This is a genomic window from Tenacibaculum soleae (genome assembly GCF_030549005.1).
GTDB classification, from domain to species: domain Bacteria; phylum Bacteroidota; class Bacteroidia; order Flavobacteriales; family Flavobacteriaceae; genus Polaribacter; species Polaribacter soleae.
The window spans coordinates 456,054-480,217 of sequence record NZ_JAUOSW010000001.1; the positions used below are offsets into that span (position 1 = coordinate 456,054).

Consider the following 24,164-nt stretch of genomic DNA (forward strand, 5'->3'; position numbering starts at 1 on the left):
CGAAGACGGATTAAAATTTGTAAACAGGTATAATTTTTATACCGTTTTAAGGTGTTAAAACCTTAATGTCAATGAACTTAATAAGCTATAAAAGCAACGAAAAAGTAAGCGTTAGCTTACTTTTTCTTATGACGATTTGCTCTTGCTCTTTTCTTTCTTTTGTGTGTAGAGATTTTTGCTCTCTTTCTTTTTTTACCGCTTGGCATAATTAAAAATGTTTTATAAAGTCTTTATTAGTAAAGACCTTTGGTTAATAATTTTATTATTTTACAGATACTTTAGTTTTAACACCCTCTGTAAACACTTTTGATGGTTTAAAAGCTGGAATGTTATGAGCAGGAATCTTAATAGTTGTATTTTTAGAAATATTTCTACCAGTTTTTTCTGCCCTAGTTTTGATAATAAAACTACCAAAACCTCTTAAATATACATTATCTCCGCTCTCTAATGCATCTTTTACCTCGTCCATAAACGCTTCAACAGTTGCTAAAACATCTGCTTTTTCAATTCCACTCTTATCTGAAATCTTAGATACGATATCTGCTTTTGTCATTCTATATATATTTGATATTTGTTTTTTGAAATGAGGGTGCAAATATATGATAATTATATCTATTCCAAAAAGTTAATATGAAAAATAAAAAAACACAATTAGAACTAAAAAAACCGAGATCTATTAAATCTCGGTTTTTAAAATAAAAATTTATATTATTATTGAGTTATTATAAACCAAAAACTTGGGTCATTTTTACTTTCTATCCTATATGTATTAGCAGCTAATTCCTGCGTATTATATGGTGAGTTATCAACGATTAAATTTAACATTGGCGTAAAATGAGGTAATAAACCCCAGTTGGTACTTGGAGAACCTTTGTCAATTGATAATCCAGTTGGATCACCTAATATTCCTGAAAACTTTAGCTCATGAGCACCAATTGGACCTCTTATGTCAAAAATTAATCTTGGGTTTGCACCACCAAATCTAATAATATTCTGTAAAGGGTAAGCACCACCAAACTGACCAGCTTGAATTGTTTGTGCTGTATTAAATGCGGCTAAGAATGTATTCGAGTAAAATGTTGAAGTTGCAAGATTTACATAAATATTACTAAAATCAATTGGAGATTTTATAAGCTCAATAATGGTATTGCCATCTAATGATATTAATTGATTTTTATCTTTGTCTAAAGTAAATTCGATTACTTCGTTTCCATCTACAGTTATAGGTTTATATAATCTTATACCTTTGTCAGTAAAATTGTAAGCCATATTGTAGGCCTCATCTTCAGTTATAGATAAAGATAAGTGAAGATTATTTAAAGCTACACTATAATTAGACCCATCAATAACGATTACACCACTAGTACCATTAATATAGTTTTTAACATCAGTAACTTTCGTCAAATATACCTCAGGTGTTTCATCAAGTTTTATCATACGCATTGTATTACCTGATTTAATACCTTGTATAGTGATTGTATTATCATCTTTCGATGTTAAATAAAATTCATAATCACCTTGCTTGGCTTGGTATTCACTAAAGCTTGGATTAGCAAATTCATGCATGTATTTGTTATAAGTGTTAAAGGTTAACACTGGTCCACCTGAAGCAATTATATCATAAGTTGAAGATTCTGTCTTTGTAATATCATCAGCCCCTTCATAAGAAACTATTGCTGCTTTAGCGGCGTCAAATTTTACAGCATAATTGAAACCTCCATAAACTTGATTTCTTTCAGGGTAATATTCAATAATCCATCCATTTTCAGAAGAAGATAGTAAATCAGAGTACTCATTCATTACTTTTTCAACTCTTGCAGAAGGTGTTTCATTAAACGTTGATTCAAAATTATCATTATTACAAGCAGTAGTAATGATTGCTATTGCTATAAATAATAAGTTTTTTATTATATTTTTTTTCATGTCTTTTTAGTTTATGTTATCAAGATCTTGACTATCTAAATTATTTTGTCTTAAAAGAACTTCATCACGTAAAGTATCTAAGTCAATACTCCAGCTACTTTGTAAATAACTTTTTACAATTGTTATTTTTTGAGTAATAATAGCCCCTCCTGCACCAGCATTAGTTATTATTGTATCCCATTCAGATTGTGGTTTTGTCATGTAATGAGCAATTAATTCAACAAAATCTTCATCAGGTGATTTACTTGCATAATCACTTATAAAGCCTTTTTCAAGTGACGTTACTCCATTAGATGGCCAATATCTATTCCATTCATCTTGAACATAATCAGCTGAAGTTATTTGATTAAAATCTCTAGTATAAGGAATGTTTTGGTGCAAAATATGAGAAAATTCATGATATATAGTTCTAAAATAACGATCATTTAAATTATCAATATCAGTAACATCCATGTTATTTATATCATATAATGTTATTTTTAATCCACCTTCAGCAGTTCCTAAAATTACGGTACCGTTGTTATTATACGCACCTGAACCAACTAGTACAATCATTTTAGGAAAGTACTTTTGCATAAATTCTTGAGATACTACTTTAGTATATGGTTCAAACGCTAAATACTTTATAAGGTTTGCCATTTTAATAGACTGGTTATAGTCAGATGGTACTACATAGTTATTAAGGTTTGTTTCAATATCTGGTAATTTATAAAGTAACTCAACATTATACGGAGCTACAAATTCTCTTTTTAAAAAGATATCAAATTGATTTTGATTTTCATTATCAACCTTAATAACACTTTTACTTGGGTCTGGCACATCTGATTCTTGACAATTACTAAAAGCAATCATTGAGATTATACAGATAAGTATTATATATTTTATTTTTTTCATAATTATATGTAATTAAATTTTATCTAGGGTTAGGAGTTAATCCAGCAGCAATTACATCGGCAGGTAATTGAACAGCCTTACGTTGGTCATTTACACTAAGAACATCAGCCACACTTATTCCTCCTGATAAATCAGAAATATAACGAGGTACGCTTATACCATATCGCTTAATATCAAACCATCTTAAACCATCGTGTATTGTTAAAATACGTCTACATTGAAGTGTATAATGTAACATGTTTTCTTGTGTTCCTGCACTAATTGAGAATTTAGGGCTTAACGTTTTCTTTTGTGTAGGAGCAGCCTCTGAAGAGTATGCCATTCCATTGTAAAAAGTATTAACACCAGCAACAGTAGTTTCTTTGTTTTTAAAGAAGTTTTTAGACCAAGTGTTTAAATCACTCATAGCTTCATCATAATTATTTAGCATAACGTTTGCTTCGGCTCTTACTAATAATGTTTCGTCGGTTGTAAAAGGAGAATGTACGGTTCTTCTATACCCAATACCCGCAACAACATCAGTATATTCAAAGATAAATGGTAACTTCATTAATACAACTTTATCAAAATTTGTAGCTGTATAATTAGCTGGTCTATAGTGGTAGTCAGCTGTAGATACAGCATTACTCCAAGGTAAAGGGGCATACATTGTTTCATTGTCAGCGATAAAACGAGTATGGTTGAAACGTGTAACAATACGATATCCTCCATAAATTAAACCAGCATTTGAACCAGAGGTTATATTTAATAATGTACTATTATCAGAAAAATAAGCCCTCGTACGTGGATCTTGATCAGATGTAACTAAACCTTGAGCTTCCCAATTCCTTAAAAGGCCTAAAGGTGCTTGTGTAACAACAGCTGTAGCATAATCTCTTGCTTTTTCCCATTTCTGGTAGTACAAGTTAAATCTAGCAGCAAATGCATAAGCAGCTTTAGTGTTAAAATGATATTTTGATACTTCATAAATATTATCATCAATAAGTGGTAAACCTGCTTCTAAGTCTCTGTTTATTTTTTCATATACTTCTTTTACTGTACCCCTTTCATATTTAGGGTCAAGTAAAATTTCAGGAGACTCTAGATAAGGTATACCTAAATCTGTATTACTAGAAGTTTCATTATAATGTTTACTAAAAACATTAACCAATACAAAGTGAGCATAAGCTCTTGCTACTAAAGCTTCTCCTTTTTCAGCATTTAAAGAAGTTCCTCCAATTTTATTTATAGAGGCTAATGCTTCATTTGCTGCAGCAATAGCAGAATAGCAACCTTCCCAAACTGAATTTGGGCCATCATTATCATTTTCAGAAACATCTTCCCAATAAACAAGTTCTTTATGTACTCTATCCCAATCAGGGTTTGCTTCTCCTAAATCTTGAAAATTGTCAGATGAAAATTCAGTTACAATAGCTTCTCCTGTAGATGGATATGCAGAAACTAATAATTTTCTTATTTTATCGCTATTATCTAATTCTGTTCTATTATCAGGTAATTCATCTAAGAAATTATCACATGATGTTATGCATAGAGAGAATAGAAATAAAACGAATAATATTGTTTTATTATTTTTCATTTTTATTGTTTTTTAATTATAAACCTAATTTTAATGTAAATGTAATTTGTTTAGCTAAAGGACTAGCTACACCACCTGAGTTTAAAAATTCAGGATCTTGACCATTCAACTTATCATCAGCGTATAATAAGAATAAGTTAGTAGCTTGTAACTTAAGTGATAAACTGTTAATGTTAAGGTTACTTACAACATCAGAAGGGAAATTGTATTTTAAAGAAACTTCTTTTAAACGTACAAAATCTCCTTTTGCAATACGAACATCTGAGTAATTGTAAGCATTATAAGCAGTAGCTAACGCCGTGTTACCTACATTAAATCTATGCCTTGTAGTTGCAATTACAGGTACATTTGTATGATCTTCATCACCTGGAGCAACCCATCTGTTTTGAAATTCTCTTGGTAAAGAACTTAAATCAGTGTAAGAACTACTAAAAACAGGATCTAATCTAACAACATTACCAAATGAGAATGTTGTAAAGATGTTTAAGGTTAAGTTTTTATAGTTGAAGATGTTACCAAAACTACCAACATCAGTTGGGTCTGCTGAACCTGAATACTTTAAAAAGTCTAATTTGTCTCTTTCTTGGAAATATAAATCTCCTATAGTTTTGTTACCATCTTGATCAATAAACGTAGGTAAACCTTGTTCGTTTAACCCGTCAAAAGGTATAGAGAATATAGATCGAACAGGGTAACCTTCTCTTGCAAAACCAGTACCTGTAACTAAATCAATAACTCTTTGTTGTGTATTTAAGTCAGTTACTTCGTTTTTGGTTTTTGAGTATACAAAATTAGATCTCCAAGAAAAATCTTCAGTTTTAACGTTTAATGTAGATAAAGATAATTCAAGACCACTCGATTTCATAGAGGCTACGTTTCCATATTTTGTTAACTCACCACCAATTCCTTGAGTATTTATTCTACCAATTAGGTCGAAATTATTTCTAGTATACCAATCTAAGCTTAAATTTATGCGGTCATCTTCAAGGAAACTAGCATCAAAACCAATATTAAACTCGTGTTTTTTCTCATAAGTTAATTCACCATTTGCAAGTGAGTTAATGTATAATGAACTTTCTTTGTCTCCAGAAGAAGGTCTCCAAGGGTTACCACTTCTAATATCAACAATTGAATTAGTAACATAATATGGACCACTATCTGCTGTTAAACTGTAAGAAGCTCTTAAGGTAAATCTATTTAAAACAGGATTTAAGTTTTCGAAAAACTCTTCTTCATGAGCATTCCATGCTCCAGATACATTCCAGGTAGGTAACCATCTAGAACTTGTAGCTTTACCAAGTTTGTTTGTTCCTTCATAACGTAAAGTACCGTTAATAGTATAACGTCTTTTCCACGAATATGTAGCGTTTCCAAAGAAAGCTAAACTTCTATACTTTGTGTTGCTTAAACCATAGTATAAGCTATTTTCTTCAACACCTTTCTTAAATAATTCGTAAGCATAAAAAGGAACTTCACCTAAAGAATATTGCATTCCCCAACCAGTAAAATTTGTTCTGTGTCTATCAGCTGAATTAATTTCTGAACCAGCATAAAAATTTAATGTATGGTCTTCATTAAAAACATTTTTATATGAAAAAGTAGTTCTTAAATCATAACCGAACATACTGTAGTCTGTACGTCTATATATACCTCCTTCTGGTAAAACAGTAATAGGTTCTGCAAACTCGTTATCTGGGTCAGTATATAAGAAAGGGTTGGCACCTCGTATAATTGCGTTATCCATTGCACGAAATGCATTTGCCTGATTAGAAAACTCAGTAGAATGGTGTTCTTGAGATGTTGTTTGGTACTTTATAGCCCCTAACACATTAGCTTCTATTTGAGGAGTTATTTTATAGCTTAATAATCCTTGAAATCTTAAATCAGCTACATTAACATCAATATAGTTTTCTTGTAATTCTTTTAGAATATTAAAATCTGCATAATTTCTTGTGTAGAATTTTTTAGGGTCTAAAGATCTTGAAGAATTTAAAGCAAAAGAATATGGGTTTATATCAAAATCTCTTTTTACTTTACCTGTAACAACATCTGTATCTTGAGACAAGGTACCAGGAGCTTTTTGTTTTCTAAAAGATGCATTACTAACAGTGTTTAATGTTAGCTTATCATTTAGTTTAAAAATTGATTTAAAGTTAGCAGTATACCTATTTACTTTACTTGATTTTGTCCATCCCGGGTCAATTAAAGCACTTAAAGAACCGTAGTAAGTTGCTCTATCAGTACCTGACGACATATTAATAGAATGACTTTGCATAGCGTTTACATTAAATAGCTCTTTAAACCAGTCAGTGTTTCTTAGTTCAGCTTTTTTAAGAAAAGCAGCTCTACCTTCAGGAGAGTTTTCAACTAAAAAATTACCATTACTGTCTAATTGATTAAATGATTGGTACATTTCACCATAAACACCACTTTCAGAAGCATTGGCAACATCACTATAGTTTAACCATCCTCCTCTTCGCATTTCTTCATAAACAGACATCTGTTCTTGAGAATTCATAATATTAAAATTATTATATGAAGGTCTCATTCTAAAGGTTGTTTCTCCTGTATAGTTAAATGAACTAACACCAGCTTTACCTTTTTTAGTTGTTATAACAATAACCCCAGCCATAGCTCTTGCTCCATAAATAGAAGTTGCAGATCCATCTTTTAAAACTTCAAAACTTTCAATATCATCTGAGTTTAATCCAGCGATAGAAGAACTAATAAGAGTTGTTACATCTCCAGATGAAAGGGCATCTGCAGTTAATTCGATAGCATCTTCCATTACAACCCCATCAATAACCCACAAAGGTTTTGAGTTACCATATATAGAAGTAGCTCCACGAATTCTAATTTTAGGTGCAGCACCAAAAGTACCAGAAACGTTTTGTACAGTAACCCCTGCAGCTCTACCTTCAAGCGCTCTACTTATTTCAGGAACCCCATCTAGTTTTGCATCTGCTGCTTTTATTGATGTAGAAGCCCCTGTAAATAATCTTTTATCAGTAACTGTTATACCTGTAACAACTACTTCTTCTAAAAGGTTACTATCTTCAGTCATAACAACATTTAGTGACGCAGCTGAATTAACTGTTTTTTCTGTTGTTGTCATTCCAACAAAACTAAAAACAAGTGTTTCTTTTAATTTTGTTTTAATTGAGTATTTACCGTCAAAATCTGTTTCAGTACCCCTAGTTGTACCTTTAACTAAAACAGTAACGCCAGGCAATGGGCCTGTTTGATCCGAGACTACACCTGTAATAGTCAGGTTTTCCTGACCATAAGTGAGTTGGAAAGCTAAAATAAAAAACAGTATTAGTGTTTTTGTAATTTTGTGCATAAAATTAAATATTTGAATTAGTATTTGTAAGTCATTCCTTCGTTTTGTTTATAGCAACGGAATTTCCTTGTTTTGGTTTTTGCTATTAATACTTTAAAACAGGTTAATTTATGTTTACCCTACTTTAAAGTTAAAAATTTATTAAAATTAAGTTAAATAAATTAACAAAACAATAAAAATTTAATAATCGTAATTTTGTTTTAAAGTTATAATTTATACATGGATAAAAATCACCTCTTAAACTGGTATTTAAAAAATAAAAGAGATTTACCTTGGCGTAAAACTAAAGATCCTTATATGGTTTGGTTAAGTGAAATTATGTTGCAACAAACAAGAGTGGCGCAAGGATTACCTTATTTTATGGCCTTTACTAGTGAGTTTAAAACGGTTTTCGACTTAGCAAAAGCAGAAGAAAGCAAGGTTCTTAAACTATGGCAAGGATTAGGATACTATTCAAGAGCAAGAAATTTGCATTTCACGGCAAAATATATAGCTAATGAGCTTAACGGAGTTTTCCCCAATAACTATAAAGAGTTGTTAAAACTTAAAGGAGTTGGAGATTATACTGCTTCAGCTATTGCTTCGATATGTTTTAATGAGCCAGTAGCGGTTGTTGATGGTAATGTATACCGTGTTTTAGCGCGTTATTTCGGAATTAAGACACCCATAAATTCTACAAAAGGAATTAAAGAATTTAAAGAGTTAGCACAAAGTTTACTTGATGTGTCACAACCAGGAACTTATAATCAAGCAATAATGGATTTTGGAGCAATGCAATGCAAACCACAAAACCCATTATGTGACACTTGTCCTTTTTCTGAGAGTTGCGTTGCGTTAGCTAAAAAACTAGTTAAAGAGCTTCCTGTAAAAGAGAAAAAGTTAAAAATAAAAAAACGATATTTTAATTTTTTAGTTATTGTTACTGATAATGATGAAACAATTATTAAAGAAAGAAAAGGTAAAGGTATTTGGCAAGGCTTATATCAATTTCCGTTGATTGAAACAGAAAAACCAATTTCAGAAATAGCATTAATTGAAAACAAAGATTTTTATGCTCTCTTTCCAACAGAAACAACATTGTCATTATTTAACACAAAAGATATTGTTCATAAACTATCTCACCAGCATTTACACACAAAATTTTGGATTGTAAGAACACGTAATATAACTGAAAAAACAGTTTTATGGAAAGATATTAAAGAGTTTCCAGTACCAATATTGATTGATAAGTTTTTAAATGATTTTATAAATAACAAATAGTAAATTTTGTATATTTGAGATTACACAAAAAAATAAGTCATGGCAGGAACAATAAATAAAGTTATTTTAATAGGGCATTTAGGTGACGAATTAAAAATGCATTATTTTGAGGGAGGAAATGCTATTGGTCGTTTTCCACTAGCAACTAACGAAACATATACAAATCGTCAAACAGGTGAAAAAGTAACCAATGTAGAGTGGCATAATATTGTAGTGCGAAATAAATTGGCAGAAATTTGTGAAAAATATTTAACTAAAGGCGATAAAGTATATTGTGAGGGACGTATCAAAACACGCCAGTACGAAGTTGATGGACAAAAACGTTATGCAACCGAAATTCAGGTGCAGGACATGACTTTCTTATCAACAAAAAAAGACCCAAATACCAATGCTGCTAATACAAATCAAGTGTCTCAAAGTACCAATGCTGCTAATGCAACACCACAAAAAGAAGATGATTTACCATTTTAGTTTAATTAAATTTTAAATTTTGGATACAGACCCCAATTCCTTGTTTTTAGTACTGTCAAGTATCGATTTACTAACAGCAGTAAATTGTTTTTTATTACTTTTTTTATTGCTTTGTTCGGCTTTAGTCTCAGGAACTGAGGTAGCTTTTTTTTCTATTTCACAAACCGAATTAGATTCCCTTTCAGCATCTTCAAAAGAAAATAATACCGTTGTAAAACTACTCGAAAACCCTAAAAAGTTATTGGGAACGATTTTAATAACAAATAACTTTATAAACATTCTCATTGTATTAATATTTGCTTCCTTAGGAGAGTTTTTTTTTAGTGGATTATCAAGTGGCGTAAAGTTTTTAATAGAAGTTGTTTTAGTAACCTTTTTAATTTTATTATTTGGTGAAGTGTTACCTAAAGTCTATGCAACCAGAAAATCAATGCAATTTGCAGGTTTTATGGCTAAACCGATTCAGGTTTTAAACGTTTTTTTAACGCCATTAAGTGCTCCGCTTATCAAATTAACAAGTGTTGTAGAAAATAAATTAGGGAACAAAAACAATAATCTTTCTGTAGAGCGTTTATCACAAGCTTTAGAATTAACATCAAGTGGAGCAACCACAAAAGAAGAACAAAAAATTTTAGAAGGAATCGTAAGTTTTGGTAATACTGAAACTGTTCAAATAATGAAACCCAGAACCGATGTTTGTGCTATTTCTGACGATACTTTATATGAAGAAGTTCTAAAAATAATTTTAAAAAACGGATATTCAAGAATACCAGTTTATCACGAAAATATAGACAATATTAGAGGAGTTTTATATGCCAAGGATTTATTAGCGTATTTAAATAAAAAGAGTTTTCAATGGCAAAAATTACTTAGAGAGCCCTTTTTTATTCCAGAAAACAAAAAATTAGACGATTTGTTAAGCGAATTTCAAGAAATGAAAAAACACTTGGCGATTGTAGTAGATGAATATGGCGGAACAAGTGGAATTGTAACACTTGAAGATGTTATTGAAGAAATTGTAGGAGATATAAATGATGAGTTTGATGATGATGATTTAAGTTATTCAAAGCTTGATGAAAACAATTATATTTTTGAAGGTAAAACAACAATAAAAGATTTTTGTCGCGTTTTAGAAGATGATGATGAAGAAAAATTTGAAGAAGCAAAAGGAGAAAGTGAAACCTTAGCTGGTTTTATTTTAGAAGTATCAGGTAAGTTTCCAAAAAAAGAAGAAAAGATAAATTTTAACAAATATATGTTTACTATCGAAGCTCTTGATAAAAAACGTATAAAACAAATAAAAGTAACCCGAAATGCGTAAGTTTTTAGTACTAATAACCGTAGTTTTATTAATTAGTTGTGGTGAAGAAAGTTTACCAAAACCCAAAGCATATTTAAACTTAGAATATCCAGAGTTAGGGTATAATAAATTGAATAAAAGTAGACCATATCGTTTTGATATAGCGAAAAATACTACCTTAAAATCACTCCCAAATCACTGGTTAAAAATCCAATACCCTAAACTAAAGGCATCGGTTGATATTACATACCGACCAATTAATAATAACCTTCGCGAACTGTTAATTGAAGCCGAAAAATTGGTTTTAGAACATACCGTAAAAGCCGACCATATTTCTTGGCGCGATTACACAAATAAAGAAACAAAAGTGTACGGAAAAATGTGTGAAATATCTGGTGATGCGGCATCGCAAATTCAATTTCATGTTACCGATAGTACCAACCACTTTTTAAAAGGATCACTATTTTTTTACACCAAACCTAATTACGATTCTATATTGCCAGCCGTTGAATATATTAAAAAGGATATGATTAAAATGTTAGAAACCCTGACTTGGGAAGACTAAAATTTAACTTAAAGAACATGAAAAAGTATTTTTTATTACTATTACTTACATCATTTACTTGTTTTGCTCAGGAAGATGTAAAATTTGAAAAAGGAGTTAATGTTGTTGAAAATAAAAGATATATTGATTTTAAAACGCCAAAATCAATCTTATTCACATTTGAAGGAGACACACATTTAATTAACTATTATTTAATTTTAACCAAAAAGTTAAAGAAAAAAGCGAGAAAAAATAAGATAACAGTAGGGTTTAAGTACAATTTGCAATCAGTCAATCCTTTAAATGATGATTTGTCAAGCATCCCAAAAAGTAAAGAAGATGATAGTGACTATGTTAATACTTGTGTTATTTCATGTTCTTTTCCAGAAACTCCAAAAACTTGGGGAGATTTGAAATACGTAAAGAAAAGAAAAACTAAACATTACGTTAATTTTAAAATGGTGGATAATAAAAATAAAGAAGTGTTTAGTACTAAGTTTGATGTTCATGCATTATATACTATAGCGACAGAAAGTAAAAAAACAAGTGAAATGTTTTTTAACTTAATTTCTGCTCTGTAACCATAAATAAAACTGTAATCCGAATAAAATAGCACCCGAAAGTAAATGTATTGCTTGCGTTCCGATAGGAAAATCAGCATAATACATTAAAATCCCTGTTATGGTTTCTAAAAAAATTAAAAACACAATCCAGTTTACCAATTTGTAACCCAAATCTTTAATTTGATTCAAATAAAATATACCTAAGTTTACCAACACAATTGCAATGGTAAATGAACGATGAAAATAAAATTTAAAACTAGGGTTTAGTAAGCTGTACTGTTTATTATCAAAACCAAATAGCTTTACTTGTTCATCAATAAATTGGCGTACTTGGGTACCCATAGCTATTTGAATTAAAGAAAATACTACCGAAATAATTAATAATTTATTAAACAACGAACTGTGTTTTTTTAAGGTTGTTTTTTCAAGTGCGTCTGTAGTAGTTTTATCTTTAGAAACAATAAAGTGTAGCCATAATAACAATGCTATAATAACTAAACCGGCTACCATATGAATGGTAATAATGGTTGGTTTTAAGTTAGAATCTACCACGGTTTTACCTAACCAAGCTTCAAAAAGCATTAAAAAGAAAGCGCCGAAAGATAAAAGTGTAATTAGTTTCTTTTCACTCCAAAATTTAGTGGATACAAAAATTAAAAACAAAAACGGAAAACCAGCCAATGCAGACGATAATCGATTGATATATTCTGTCCAAGTATGAAATTTATTAAATTTAGCATAACTGTGCTTAGTGTATTTAACCCAATTGTTTGAGTTAAATTTTTTAGCGGTTTTTAAATCGTTTTCAGCAACAAACAATGCTTCGTTTTTAACGATTATCATTCCTTTTTCATAAGTTGTATTAGGTTGCCAAGTAATTTGTTCTTCTGATGTTGGAGGGATATAATATCCAAAACACTTTGGCCAATCTGGACATCCCATTCCAGATCCTGTCATACGAACTACAGAGCCTGCTAAAAAAATAAGATATACAGCAATCAACGAAATTTTTACAATAAGAGGAAAGTGCTTTTTCATCAGAATAAAGTTTTTACAAAGATACTATAATCGTATAAAAAAAGCTTCTCTTTTGAGAAGCTTGATTTTTTTTATAGAAATAAAAACTATGCTTTTTTTGTGTCAGCACAACATGGTTTTATACAATCTGTAGCACAGGCAACTTTTTCAGTTTCACTTTTTGTGCAGCATTCTTTTTTACATTCGGCAATGCAGTTTTTTTTGTCACTTTTTTTACAAGTTTCTTTTTTTGCACAAGCTTCTTTTTCAGCATCAGTTTTAGCGCTACAAGCTTTTTTAGAAGTTTCAGAAGCTTTATACATGTCTCCACTACCAATTCCTTCAACAAAAGCAATTAAATCTGCTTTATTGGTAATATTTTCATCGTATTTAATGTTTGCAATACTATCAGTAAATACAACATTGGCTTTTAAAACACCTTCTTTTTTAGATAAATCTGAAGCTATTTTTTTAGCACATCCTATTTCACAGGTCATTCCTGAAATACTTAAAGAAAGTTCTTTTGTGTTTGCAGCAACTTCCGTTTTTACTTCTTTAGAAGTTTCTTCTTTTTTTACTTCTGTTTTACAACCAACAGCTAAAAAACTAATAAAAGTTAACGCGAATATTATTTTTTGAATTTTCATCATTTTAATTTATTGGGTTATTTAGCAAAGTTATTAATAAATTAAAGTTTATAAACGAAAATGACCGATTTTTGTGATTAAATAACATGAAAATGAGTAATCAACAACGAAAATGGTTGTATTTAATAGTGCTTTCGCTAGTTTGGGGAAGCTCTTTTATTTTAATGAAAAAGGCATTAATTAGTATATCGCCCATACAAGTAGCTGCTTTGCGAACATTTTTTGCTGCTATTTTTGTAATTCTTGTTGGTTTTAAAAGTTTACGAAAAATAAAGAAAAGACACTGGAAATATGTTTTTTTAAGTGCCTTAGTAGGAACTTTTTTTCCTGCTTTTTTGTTTGCATACGCAATTAAAGGGATAGATAGTTCAATAGCATCAATATTAAATTCACTAACGCCTTTTAATACTTTTATTATTGGTGCTTTAGTATTTGGTTTTGCATTTAATAAAAAGCAATTTATAGGAATTTTTATTGGTCTGATTGGAACGCTTATTTTAATATTAAAAGGAGCAGATTTAAATCCAAATCAGAATTATTGGTATGCTTTGTTACCTATTATATCTTCAGTGGGTTATGCGTTTAATGTCAATATTATAAAGAAACATTTACATGAGTTGGATGGGCTAACTATTACTACGGGACATTTTTTGTTAGTAATAATACCTGTTATAATGATATTAGGTTGTACTGGTTTTTTTACAGAATTTGAACTAAATTTAGAAACTAAGTCAGCGCTATTGTATATAATTATTTTATCAGTTTTAGGAACGGCAATGGCAAAGGTGATATTTAATGATTTAGTACATATTTCTTCACCAATTTTTGCTTCATCTGTAACCTATTTAATTCCGATTGTAGCTGTTATTTGGGGAATTATAGATGGTGAAAAATTAGGGGTAATTCAATTATTAGCAGGCGGAATTATTTTACTTGGCGTTTGGATGACCAATAGGGCAAAGTAGCATAGGTTTTGTTTATAAACGCGCTACTATAAACTCTCTCTTAATTTTTTTATAATGTTTTCCTCCCCATGTGTAATAACGTTTGTTTTTAATAACTACTAATTTATGGTTTTTAGGAGCTTTTTTAATTGCCACTACTTTGTGAACTCCTGTATTTCTTTTTCTAACCGCACAAGATTGAAGTGCTAAAGAAGAAATCATTAACAAAAGAATGATTTTTTTCATCATTTATATTTTTAAAGTTGTACTTTTTTGACTAGATAAAATGATAAAGGTTTAAAAATGGTTGAAACTTTACGGGTATATCTATAAAAAAAGAGCCAAAACTTTCGCTTTGACTCTCTGTAAATTGTATTAACTGCTTTCTATTTACTGAAAATCAGCATCAGTGACACCTTCGTTAATTTTAGCGTCTTTTAAAGTGAACTTAGCTTTTTGTGGTCCTAAACTTCCAATTTTTTTAGTTGCAAATTTAATTCCTCCAAAATCTTTGTAATCACTAAAAAATGTATCTTGATTTTGAGATCTTCCTCCGAAAATAATTTTTTGAGATTCTTTTATTTTTAAACCAGTTTTAACATCAAAATAAGTATTAGTAGACACTGTTTTTCCTAATTTTGAAATAACATATACCTCTTTACCATCAACAGTTTCGATACCTGTTAATTTAGTATCTACATTTTCTAATAAACCTAATTCAGGTAAGGTTCCTAATAAGTGTCTCATTTCACTAGCCATGGCAGGAGGTAGAGGTTGTCCATTCATTTTAAGAGATGACTTATTCATTAGAGCTTTTTGCATTACATTTCCGTTCATTGCAGTTGCAGTTAAGAAATGAGTTGTATTTCTTTTCTCTGTGCTTTCAATCTTCATTCCTTGTATTTCAGTAGTATAAACCACCATAGTAGTTTTCAAAGATTTTACTTTATTAATACCACCAATAGCTTTAAAATAATTATTAATTACTGAGGTTTTAGTAACCCCTGCAGGAAGAGGCTTTTTCATTGCAGGTTTAGTAGTTGGGTTTCCTTCAGTATCAAAATAGTTGATTTTATAATCAGAATTTTTTTCTAAATTCTTTAAAACTTCAATTCCTTTACCAGTAATTATAATACGAGCTTTATCTCCTCTAAAATATTTAATTGCTGCGTTTTGAACATCATCTAAAGTTACAGCATTTATATTTTTTAAGTAGTTTTCATAAAAATCTGCTGGTAAATTATAAAGAGCAATATTTAGAGCATAACGAGCAGCAGTTGCAGGTTTTTGAACTTCCATTACAAAATTACCTACATATTTAGCTTTTGCATTTTTTAATTCTTCAGCAGATACTTTTTGATAACGAATTTTATTGATTTCTTTTTGTATTTCTACAACCGAACTATCTGTTACCATATTACGAACACTTGCTGTTGCTCTAAATGTTGCAGCATCTCTACTTTGCCTAACACTTGAATATGAGCCATAAGTATATCCTTTATCTTCACGTAAATTCATGAATAAACGCGCAGTTCCGCCGCCACCTAAAATACTGTTTGCTAATAAAGCAGCGTAATAATCTTTATCGCCTAATTTTAATTCGATATTATTTGCAACTACAATTTCTGATTGTACTGCATTTGGCATATTAATAAAGTTAATTTCAGTAGTGCTTACGTTCTTTGGCTTTGCAAACGCAACCGCTGGTACATTTCCTTTTTTCCAGTCACCAAATAACTTTGTTACCAATTTTTTAGTTTCTGATGGATTAATATCTCCAACAATTACTAAATAAGCATTATTTGGTTTGTAATACGTATTAAAATTGTTTTGAATATCAGTAAGTGAAATATTACTGATAGATTCTTTGGTTGTAAACTCACCAAAAGGATGATTTTTACCATAAATTAAAGCATCTTCAACTCTCCTTGCGATAGCGGTTACACTTTTTTCGTTTGATTTTAATCCATCTAAAGTAATTTTAACTTCTTTGTCAAACTCTTCTTGGGTAAATTGAGAGTTTTTAACTCCATCAGCCATTAACTCTAATATTTCTGGAAAGTATTTTTTTAGTGAAGCTGCTGAGGCTCCTGAGCTATAAAAATTAACTCGAGCACCAAGATAATCTACCTTTTCGTTAAACTCATCTTTTGTAATATTAGTCGTTCCGCGTCCTAATAAGCTTCCCATCATATTTGATAAACCAGCTTTGTTACCTTCTGCAACAGCTTTGTTATCAATTGTTAAACTTGCCGATGCTCTAGGTAATTTATGGTTTTCAACCATAATAACCTGTAATCCGTTAGGTAATGTAAATTTATCAACTTTACCTAATTGTACTTTTGGAGCAGGTCCTGGTTTGGGTTGTACGCTTCTATCTATTTGTGCAGTTGTAGCAAAAGACATTGCTATGATTGCGATAAGTGATACTATTTTTGTTTTCATAATATATTATTGTCTTTTGATTTATTTCTTTTTTGGTAAATATTCTAAAACTAATCGTTGGTTAGGATTTAAATATTTTTTAGCAACTGCTTTAATTTCTTCACGAGTAATAGATCGGTAAATATTAATCTCAGTGTTTATTAAATTAGTGTCTCCATATAACACATTATAGCGCGCTAATGAATTTGCAATTCCTTCTACACTTGCATTAGCGTTTACAAAATTGTTTTCGAACTTGTTTTGTAATTTTTGATATGCCTTTTCAGAAATTAAATTAGTTTGAATCTTTACAATTTCCTCGTCAATTTCTTTTGTTAAATCAGTTAAAGATGTTTTTCCTAAAGGAAGTCCGTAAACAATGTAAGTTCCATAATCTTCCTGACTTAAGTTGATGGCACCTGCTTGTAAGGCCATTTTCTTTTGATCTACTAATTTTTTGTATAAAACAGAACTTTTTCCATCACTTAAATATGTTGAAATCATATCTAAAACTCTAGCGTCTCTAGTTTTCATAGATGGAGTTCTGTAGGCATTAATTACTGCCGGAATTTGAATATTAGCATCATATGCTTTTGCATTTATTTGCTTTGTAATAGGATCTTCTTTTAAGAATGATCTCGTTATTTCAGCACCTCTTGGAATAGAACCAAAATAATCTTGCACCATTTTTTTAGTTGTTTTGATATCAATATCACCAGCAACAACTAAAGTAGCGTTGTTAGGAACGTAGAACTTTTTGTTGAAAGCTAAAAACTCGGCTAAAGTAGCATCGTCTAAATGTTTCATCTTTCCAATAGTGGTTCCTTTATATGGGTGTTTTTTAAAAATATTCTTTTTAACATTCTCTAAAAAGCTACCGTAAGGCTGATTATCTACACGTAATCTTTTTTCTTCTTTTACAACTTCATTTTGAGTATCAACACCTCCTTGGTTAATTACTGGATGTAATAAACGTTCAGATTCCATCCACAAACCTAATTCTAAATTATTAGAAGGAAATACTTCGTAATAATAAGTTCTGTCATCGGTTGTATTTGCATTGTTTTTTCCTCCATTTGAAGAAACTATTTTAAACCATTCACCTTTTTTAATATTTTTAGTACCTTCAAATAATAAATGTTCAAAAAAGTGAGCCATTCCTGTTCTGTTAGGTTGTTCATCTTTTGCACCTACATGATACATTACGGCAGTTGTTACTACCGGAGCAGATTTGTCTTGATGCAAAATTACATGCATTCCGTTGTCTAAATCGTACTCTTCAAAATCTACTTTTTGTGCATTGGCTGAAAATCCAATAAACAAAGCAATAGCAAGAGTTGTGATACTTTTTTTCATTGATTAATTTTTAATTTTAACTGATTTTGATATATATGACGTGAAACTAAGTTATTCGTAACATAAAAAATAAAAAAAGATGTATATTTAAAAAAAAGTTGTATTAATTTTCTGAACAAGAGGTTGTTTTGATGTAAAAATAGTATATTTGCATCCGCATTTTCATGAAGAAGGTGCATTTAAGTATAACGCAAAACAAAAAGTATGTACGCAATCGTAGAGATAGCAGGGCAGCAATTTAAAGTAGCAAAAGACCAAAAAGTATACGTACACCGTTTACAAGAGGCAGAAGGATCAAAAGTAACTTTTGATAATGTAATGCTAATTGAAGACAAAGGGAACGTAACTATTGGCGCCCCAGCTATAGCAGGTGCAGGAGTAACTGCAACAGTATTAGGTCACTTAAAAGGTGATAAAGTAATCGTTTTCAAAAAGAAAAGAAGAAAAGGTTACAAAAAGAAAAATGGACACAGACAGTATTTAACTGAAATCCAAATTGAAGGAATTTCTGCATCAGGTGTTAAGAAAGCAGCAGCAAAAACTGAGGCTCCTAAAACTGAAGCAAAATCAGCATCTAAAGATTTAAGTTCAATGACTGTTGCTGAATTAAAAGCTTTAGCTAAAGAAAATGGTATCACAGGATATACTTCTTTAAAGAAAGCTGAATTAATTGAAGCATTAAGCAAATAATTAACTTTAAAAACTTAGAGAGATGGCTCATAAAAAAGGTGTCGGTAGTTCGAAGAATGGTAGAGAATCAGAATCGAAACGACTAGGAGTAAAGATTTTTGGAGGACAAGCAGCAATTGCAGGTAATATTATCGTTCGTCAAAGAGGAACAACTCACAATCCAGGTGAAAACGTTTACATGGGTAAAGATCATACTTTACATGCTAAAGTTGATGGAGTTGTAAAATTCCAAAAGAAAAGAAATAACAGATCATACGTTTCTATAACTCCTTTCGAGGCTTAAGAAATTTTTGATTTAAGAAATTAAAACTCAAACAACTTGTTGTTTGAGTTTTTTTTGTGCTTAAAAATAAAAATTTTTCACAAAATAAAAAGCACTACATTTAAGTAGTGCTTTTGTTTATTATCATTATTGATTAATCCCCCAATTTATCAATACGACGTCTTTGTGTATTATAGGGCAAATATATAACAGAAACATATTGTGAAATTTGACTTTTGTATAAATGGTGTCGTTTTTTGTATTAATGATATAAAATAGAGCAAAACACGATTTTTTTAAAAAATAAAATATGTTTTTTGTAACAAAATTCATTTTAGGCATACCAATTAAGTAATCAATTAATACACAACTAAAAATGATTGCACACTTTTTAAAATTAGAATGGAAACAATACTTTCGTTCATCATACTGGGAAAAAGGAATTGCTTTAAAAATAATAATGGGTTTTTTCGTGTTATATATGGTAGCTGTTTTTTTAAGTATTGGAGTAGGAGGATATTTTATATTGAAAAAATCATTTCCAACAGAGGATCCATTACAAATTGTAAACTCAATATTGGTTTTTGCTATTTTAGGCGATTTAGTTTTTCGTTATTTAATGCAAAAATTACCAGTAATGAATATTAAACCAATGCTAATACTCCCAATCAAAAAAGAAAAGTTGGTACATTATGTATTGGGAAAGTCTGCTTTTTCAGGATTTAACTTCTTATCCTTGTTTTTTTACATTCCGTTTACAGTTGTTTTAATAACACAAAATTATAATACAGTTGAGGTTTTAGGATGGTTGTTAGCTATGATTTTTATAATTCAGGCTACTAACTTTTTAAATTTTTTAATCAATAAAAACAACAAAGTATTTGCTTTTATAGCAACCATTTTTGTTTGTTTATTAGGGTTGCAAAACTTTACAGATTTTGATGTATCAATATATAGTCAAAAAATATTTGACGCTATTGTTGTAAACTCCATTTTAGCAGTTGTACCCTTAATTATAGCAATTGTACTGTATTACTTAAACTTTAAATTATTAAGAGCAAGAGTTTATTTAGATGATTTAGTTGCTATAAAAACCGAAGAAGCAAATACAGCTGATTTATCTTGGACAGAAAAACTAGGAGATATAGCACCGTTTATAAAAAATGACATCCGATTAATTTGGCGAAATAAAAGAACTAAAACAGTTTTTTTAATGTCGTTCTTATTTTTGTTTTATGGTTTGATTTTCTTTACTCAACCTACTTATCAAAAAATGCCAGCAATGTTGATGTTTGCATCCTTATTTGTTTCTGGCGGATTCACGTTAAATTACGGTCAATTCATACCTGCTTGGGATAGCGCACATTACAAAATGTTAATGAGCCAGAGTTTTAGGTATCGAAAATTTTTAGATTCTAAATGGTTTTTAATGGTAGCAATGACCTCAATTTTATATTTTATGAGTGTTCCTTACTTGTATTTTGGTACAAAAATATTCTTAATGATTACTTGTGGGGCAATTTTTAATATTGGCTTTAATTCATTGTTTTTATTGTATGCGGGTTCGTTTAACAGAAAAAGAATTGATTTAACCAAAGGGGGGTTTGGTAATACACAAGGTACCAGTGCAACACAGTTTTTAATTATTATTCCGTTAATGTTGTTCCCTATGGCTATATTTTGGGTATTTAATCATTTTGTAGGGTATAATTCAGGGTTTGTAGTAGTTGCTTTGATTGGGTTGTTAGGTTTGGTTTTTAAAAACTATTTTATGAATTTGATTGAAAAAAAATATATCAAAGACAAATATGCAATGATTAATGCCTTTGGAAAAGAAGCGTAAATAATAAAAATTTTAAAGAAAAAACAATGATTACAATAAATACAGTTTCAAAAAAATACGGACAAGCAGAAGTTTTAAATGTTGAAAAGATTGATATTCCTCGTGGGCAAAGTTTTGGCTTGGTAGGAAACAATGGGGCAGGTAAAACAACATTGTTTAATATATTACTAGATTTAATTAGACCAACAACAGGTGAAATTACTAATAATGATGTTGTGGTAAATAAAAGCGAAGATTGGAAAACATTTACAGGATCTTTTATTGATGAATCTTTTTTAATAGGATACTTAACTCCTGAAGAATACTTCGATTTTATTGGTGATTTAAGAGGTATGAATAAAGCTGATGTAGCTTCATTTTTAACACAGTTTACCGAATTTTTTAATGATGAAATTTTAGGAAAGAAAAAATATTTACGTGATTTAAGTAAAGGAAATCAGAAAAAAGCAGGTATCGTAGCTGCTTTAATGGGAAACCCTCAAGTTGTAATTTTAGATGAGCCTTTTGCAAATTTAGATCCAACAACACAAATTCGACTGAAAAAAATTATTAAAGCATTAACTGAAAACAAAGAGGTTACTATACTAGTTTCTAGTCACGATTTAAGTCATGTAACTGAGGTTTGCGAGCGAATAGTAGTGTTAAATAAAGGAACGGTTGTAAAAGATATAAACACATCTCCAGAAACTTTAAAAGAATTAGAAAGTTATTTTTCGGCATAAATAAAAGTAAAAAAGATTTATAGAATCATTCACTTTTAGTTTAAATTTAAAGAGGTGCGTAAAAAATTACCATTTTATTGTTATTTTTACACCTTTACATACAATAAACTCACTAAAATAGTTGTTGTACAGTGAAAGTGTAACTATATGAATAAATCACTTAAATTCTTAGTTTTTAGTATTTTCTTAACCGTCATGTTAGCATGTAGTGTAAAAAAAGATGCTTTTTTAAATCGAAATTTTCACGCATTAACAACCAAGTATAATGTGCTTTTTAATGGTGAGCAAGCTTATTTAAAAGGGCTTGAAGATATTGAAAGTAAGCATGAAGATAACTTTTGGAAACGTTTGCAGATAGAGCCAATTAGTTTTGATGAAAATGTAATCGCAACACCTGTTTTACAACCTGGTACTGGATTTAATGATGATGAAGATAGTGAAGAAGTTTTAACATCATTTGATAAAGCAGAAGAAAAAGCAGTTAAAGCTATCCAGAAGCATTCAATGAATATAAACGGTTATGAAAAAAACAGTCAAATAGATGATGCTTATTTACTTTTAGGAAAATCAAGATATTACACGCAACGCTTTATACCTGCAATAGAATCTTTTAATTATATTATCGTAAATTACCCGAATGCAGATCTAATAAACGAAACAAAAATTTGGAGAGCTAAAACAAATATTCGTTTAGATAATGAAAAGTTAGCAATAGAGTCATTAAAGTTTTTATTAGAAGTTGAAGAAAATGAAGAAGAACTTCCTGATGGTATAAGAGAACAAGCACATACGGCAATGGCAATGGCGTATGAAAAAACCGATACAATTCATAAAGTTATTGAGCACTTAACGGCGGCATCAAAAATATTTAAAAACAAAGAACAGTCAGCACGTAATATGTTTGTTTTAGGGCAAATTTATAGCGAGCTAGATCGAAGAGATTCTGCACGAATGGTATTTCATAAACTAGCTGAAACAAAAAAAGCCCCTTATAAATATCGTATACGAGCAAATATAGAAATGGCTAAGAATACCGAAAATGATTCGGCATCAATTGTTGTTTTAGCAAAGCTTAAAAAGCTAATCAGAAACCCTGATAATCGTAAATTTTTAAATGCACTTTATTATCAGGCAGGAGTTTTAGAGGTGGGCAGAAATAAAATAGAAAATGCAACTAGCTATTTTAAAAAATCAATTTCAGCAAAAAACAACACTAATTATCAAAAAACATATGCTTACGAAGGTTTAGGTAACATTGCCTTTGATAAACAAGATTATTTACTGGCAGGTTTTTATTACGACAGTGTTTTACAAGTTACATCAAAAGAGTTTGATCAAGAAAAACGAATTAGAAGAGTTAGAAGAAAAAACAAAGGATTAACTACTTTAAGAAAATATGAAGCCCTGATTAAAAAAAATGACAGTATTTTAAAACTTGTTGCAATGACATCAGATGAAAGAACATCTTTTTTTGAAAATCATATAGAAAAAATTAAAGAAGCCGACGCAGCTAAACAACAATTATTACTAAACGCTCAAAACTTTGGAAACTCTTTTGGCGGCGTAGCATCTGTAAGTAGTAATAAAGGAAAGTGGTATTTTTATAATACACAGGCTTTAGGTTTTGGAAAAGCTGATTTTCAAAAAGTTTGGGGTACGCGTCCGTTAGAAGATAATTGGAGGTTGTCAGATAAATCAAACAATGTAAATAATAGCAGTATTGCAGCGACGACTGAGCCAATAATAGATAAACGATATGTATTAGCAACTTATCTAGATGCAATACCTACGAATAAAAATACAATAAGAAATTTAAAAGAAGGTCGTAATGATGCTTTGTATCAACTAGGTTTAATTTATAAAGAGCAATTTAAAAATAGTAGTTTAGCAATCAAAAATTTAGAAAGATTACAAAAAGAGCAATTAAATAATAATTTAGAGTTGCCAATTAATTATCATCTATATCAAATCTATACAAGTGTTAATGATGGTGAAAAAGCAACTTATCATAAAGAAATTATTTTAACAAAGTACCCAAAAACTACCTTTGCACAAATAATTAAGAACCCCAAAGAAAAACTGATTACCGAAAAAAAGGAAGATATTGTTTCTAAAAAATACAAAGAGGTTTATTATTTATACAAGCAGCATAAGTTTCAAGAGGTTGTTAGTAAGATAGATAGTGTGTCTAAAATAAATAAAAATTCGATTTTGATTCCTAAATTTGCACTTTTAAAAGCGTTATCTTTAGGTAAGTATAAAGATAAACAAACCTATATAAAAGCCTTAGAGTTTGTAGCAATAGGCTATGCGAATAAAGAAGAGGGTGTGAAAGCGAAAGAAATATTAGCGCAGTTAAAAAAATAATACAATTAAATTCCCCAT

21 protein-coding genes are annotated in these 24,164 nt (G+C 30.0%); 11 read left to right on the forward strand and 10 right to left on the reverse strand.

Going from position 1 to position 24,164, the window contains the following annotated elements; translation table 11 throughout:
• Positions 1–262: 262 nt before the first annotated feature.
• From Q4586_RS02050 to Q4586_RS02070, 5 genes are all read right to left on the reverse strand, one after another.
• Positions 263–562 (reverse strand): HU family DNA-binding protein, encoded by a 300-nt coding sequence (locus tag Q4586_RS02050; RefSeq protein WP_271407060.1) that lies wholly within the window; start codon positions 560–562, stop codon positions 263–265.
• A 149-nt stretch (positions 563–711) separates the two neighbouring features.
• Positions 712–1,923, reverse strand: a complete 1,212-nt coding sequence (locus Q4586_RS02055) for a DUF4302 domain-containing protein (protein ID WP_303525871.1) — start codon at positions 1,921–1,923, stop codon at positions 712–714.
• A 6-nt stretch (positions 1,924–1,929) separates the two neighbouring features.
• A complete protein-coding gene (locus Q4586_RS02060; protein ID WP_303525873.1) occupies positions 1,930–2,817 on the reverse strand; it encodes a zinc-binding metallopeptidase in 888 nt (295 codons plus the stop codon).
• Between the two features lie 19 nt (positions 2,818–2,836).
• Positions 2,837–4,393 (reverse strand): RagB/SusD family nutrient uptake outer membrane protein, encoded by a 1,557-nt coding sequence (locus Q4586_RS02065; RefSeq protein ID WP_303525875.1) that lies wholly within the window; start codon positions 4,391–4,393, stop codon positions 2,837–2,839.
• Positions 4,394–4,409: 16 nt separating this feature from the next.
• Positions 4,410–7,736 carry a SusC/RagA family TonB-linked outer membrane protein gene (locus Q4586_RS02070; RefSeq protein WP_303525877.1) on the reverse strand — a complete coding sequence of 1,109 codons (3,327 nt, stop codon included), beginning with the start codon at positions 7,734–7,736 and terminating at the stop codon, positions 4,410–4,412.
• Between the two features lie 219 nt (positions 7,737–7,955).
• Between Q4586_RS02070 and mutY the strand changes: the two genes are divergently transcribed.
• Genes mutY through Q4586_RS02095 form a run of 5 tightly spaced genes read left to right on the forward strand, consistent with a single transcriptional unit; the run spans position 7,956 to position 11,892 of the window.
• Positions 7,956–8,996 (forward strand): A/G-specific adenine glycosylase, encoded by a 1,041-nt coding sequence (gene mutY, locus Q4586_RS02075; RefSeq protein ID WP_303525880.1) that lies wholly within the window; start codon positions 7,956–7,958, stop codon positions 8,994–8,996.
• A gap of 39 nt (positions 8,997–9,035) precedes the next feature.
• Positions 9,036–9,467, forward strand: a complete 432-nt coding sequence (locus tag Q4586_RS02080; RefSeq protein WP_068702167.1) for a single-stranded DNA-binding protein — start codon at positions 9,036–9,038, stop codon at positions 9,465–9,467.
• A gap of 19 nt (positions 9,468–9,486) precedes the next feature.
• Positions 9,487–10,788 carry a gliding motility-associated protein GldE gene (gene gldE / locus Q4586_RS02085; RefSeq protein WP_068702169.1) on the forward strand — a complete coding sequence of 434 codons (1,302 nt, stop codon included), beginning with the start codon at positions 9,487–9,489 and terminating at the stop codon, positions 10,786–10,788.
• Positions 10,781–11,332, forward strand: coding sequence for a gliding motility lipoprotein GldD (gene gldD / locus Q4586_RS02090; RefSeq protein WP_303525887.1), 552 nt, complete (start codon positions 10,781–10,783; stop codon positions 11,330–11,332). Before gldE ends, gldD begins: the two co-directional genes overlap by 8 nt.
• Before the next feature lie 17 nt (positions 11,333–11,349).
• Positions 11,350–11,892, forward strand: a complete 543-nt coding sequence (locus Q4586_RS02095) for a hypothetical protein (RefSeq protein ID WP_303525889.1) — start codon at positions 11,350–11,352, stop codon at positions 11,890–11,892.
• Here Q4586_RS02095 and Q4586_RS02100 read toward each other — a convergent pair.
• Together Q4586_RS02100 and Q4586_RS02105 are read right to left on the reverse strand one after the other, a co-directional pair.
• Positions 11,875–12,912 (reverse strand): COX15/CtaA family protein, encoded by a 1,038-nt coding sequence (locus tag Q4586_RS02100; RefSeq protein WP_303525892.1) that lies wholly within the window; start codon positions 12,910–12,912, stop codon positions 11,875–11,877. The two genes, Q4586_RS02095 and Q4586_RS02100, sit on opposite strands and share 18 nt — an antisense overlap.
• 86 nt (positions 12,913–12,998) lie before the next feature.
• The gene (locus Q4586_RS02105) at positions 12,999–13,541 is read right to left on the reverse strand and encodes a cation transporter (protein WP_303525895.1); all 543 of its coding nucleotides are present in this window, start codon (positions 13,539–13,541) and stop codon (positions 12,999–13,001) included.
• 89 nt (positions 13,542–13,630) lie between these two features.
• Between Q4586_RS02105 and Q4586_RS02110 the strand changes: the two genes are divergently transcribed.
• Entirely contained in the window at positions 13,631–14,503 is an 873-nt protein-coding gene (locus Q4586_RS02110; RefSeq protein ID WP_303525898.1) for a DMT family transporter, read from the forward strand.
• Between the two features lie 12 nt (positions 14,504–14,515).
• Here Q4586_RS02110 and Q4586_RS02115 read toward each other — a convergent pair whose 3' ends face one another.
• The 3 genes from Q4586_RS02115 to Q4586_RS02125 all read right to left on the reverse strand — a co-directional run bounded on the left by Q4586_RS02115 (position 14,516) and on the right by Q4586_RS02125 (position 18,262).
• Positions 14,516–14,731 carry a hypothetical protein gene (locus tag Q4586_RS02115; RefSeq protein ID WP_303525901.1) on the reverse strand — a complete coding sequence of 72 codons (216 nt, stop codon included), beginning with the start codon at positions 14,729–14,731 and terminating at the stop codon, positions 14,516–14,518.
• A gap of 141 nt (positions 14,732–14,872) precedes the next feature.
• Complete coding sequence (locus Q4586_RS02120) at positions 14,873–16,927, reverse strand: M16 family metallopeptidase (protein WP_303525904.1); 2,055 nt, start codon at positions 16,925–16,927, stop codon at positions 14,873–14,875.
• A gap of 21 nt (positions 16,928–16,948) precedes the next feature.
• The gene (locus Q4586_RS02125) at positions 16,949–18,262 is read right to left on the reverse strand and encodes a M16 family metallopeptidase (protein WP_068702184.1); all 1,314 of its coding nucleotides are present in this window, start codon (positions 18,260–18,262) and stop codon (positions 16,949–16,951) included.
• A 204-nt stretch (positions 18,263–18,466) separates the two neighbouring features.
• Here Q4586_RS02125 and rplU point away from each other — a divergent pair, with 204 nt between their 5' ends.
• The 5 genes from rplU (at position 18,467) to porW (ending at position 24,146) form a co-directional block, all read left to right on the forward strand.
• Entirely contained in the window at positions 18,467–18,952 is a 486-nt protein-coding gene (rplU, locus tag Q4586_RS02130) for a 50S ribosomal protein L21 (protein WP_303525908.1), read from the forward strand.
• Positions 18,953–18,974: 22 nt separating this feature from the next.
• Positions 18,975–19,235: a 50S ribosomal protein L27 gene (gene rpmA, locus Q4586_RS02135; RefSeq protein ID WP_068702190.1), complete on the forward strand. Its 261-nt coding sequence runs from the start codon at positions 18,975–18,977 to the stop codon at positions 19,233–19,235.
• A gap of 355 nt (positions 19,236–19,590) precedes the next feature.
• Positions 19,591–21,057, forward strand: coding sequence for a DUF5687 family protein (locus Q4586_RS02140; protein WP_303525911.1), 1,467 nt, complete (start codon positions 19,591–19,593; stop codon positions 21,055–21,057).
• A gap of 26 nt (positions 21,058–21,083) precedes the next feature.
• Positions 21,084–21,779: an ABC transporter ATP-binding protein gene (locus tag Q4586_RS02145; RefSeq protein WP_068702194.1), complete on the forward strand. Its 696-nt coding sequence runs from the start codon at positions 21,084–21,086 to the stop codon at positions 21,777–21,779.
• A gap of 147 nt (positions 21,780–21,926) precedes the next feature.
• Positions 21,927–24,146 (forward strand): type IX secretion system periplasmic lipoprotein PorW/SprE, encoded by a 2,220-nt coding sequence (porW, locus tag Q4586_RS02150; protein ID WP_303525916.1) that lies wholly within the window; start codon positions 21,927–21,929, stop codon positions 24,144–24,146.
• Positions 24,147–24,164: the final 18 nt, after the last annotated feature.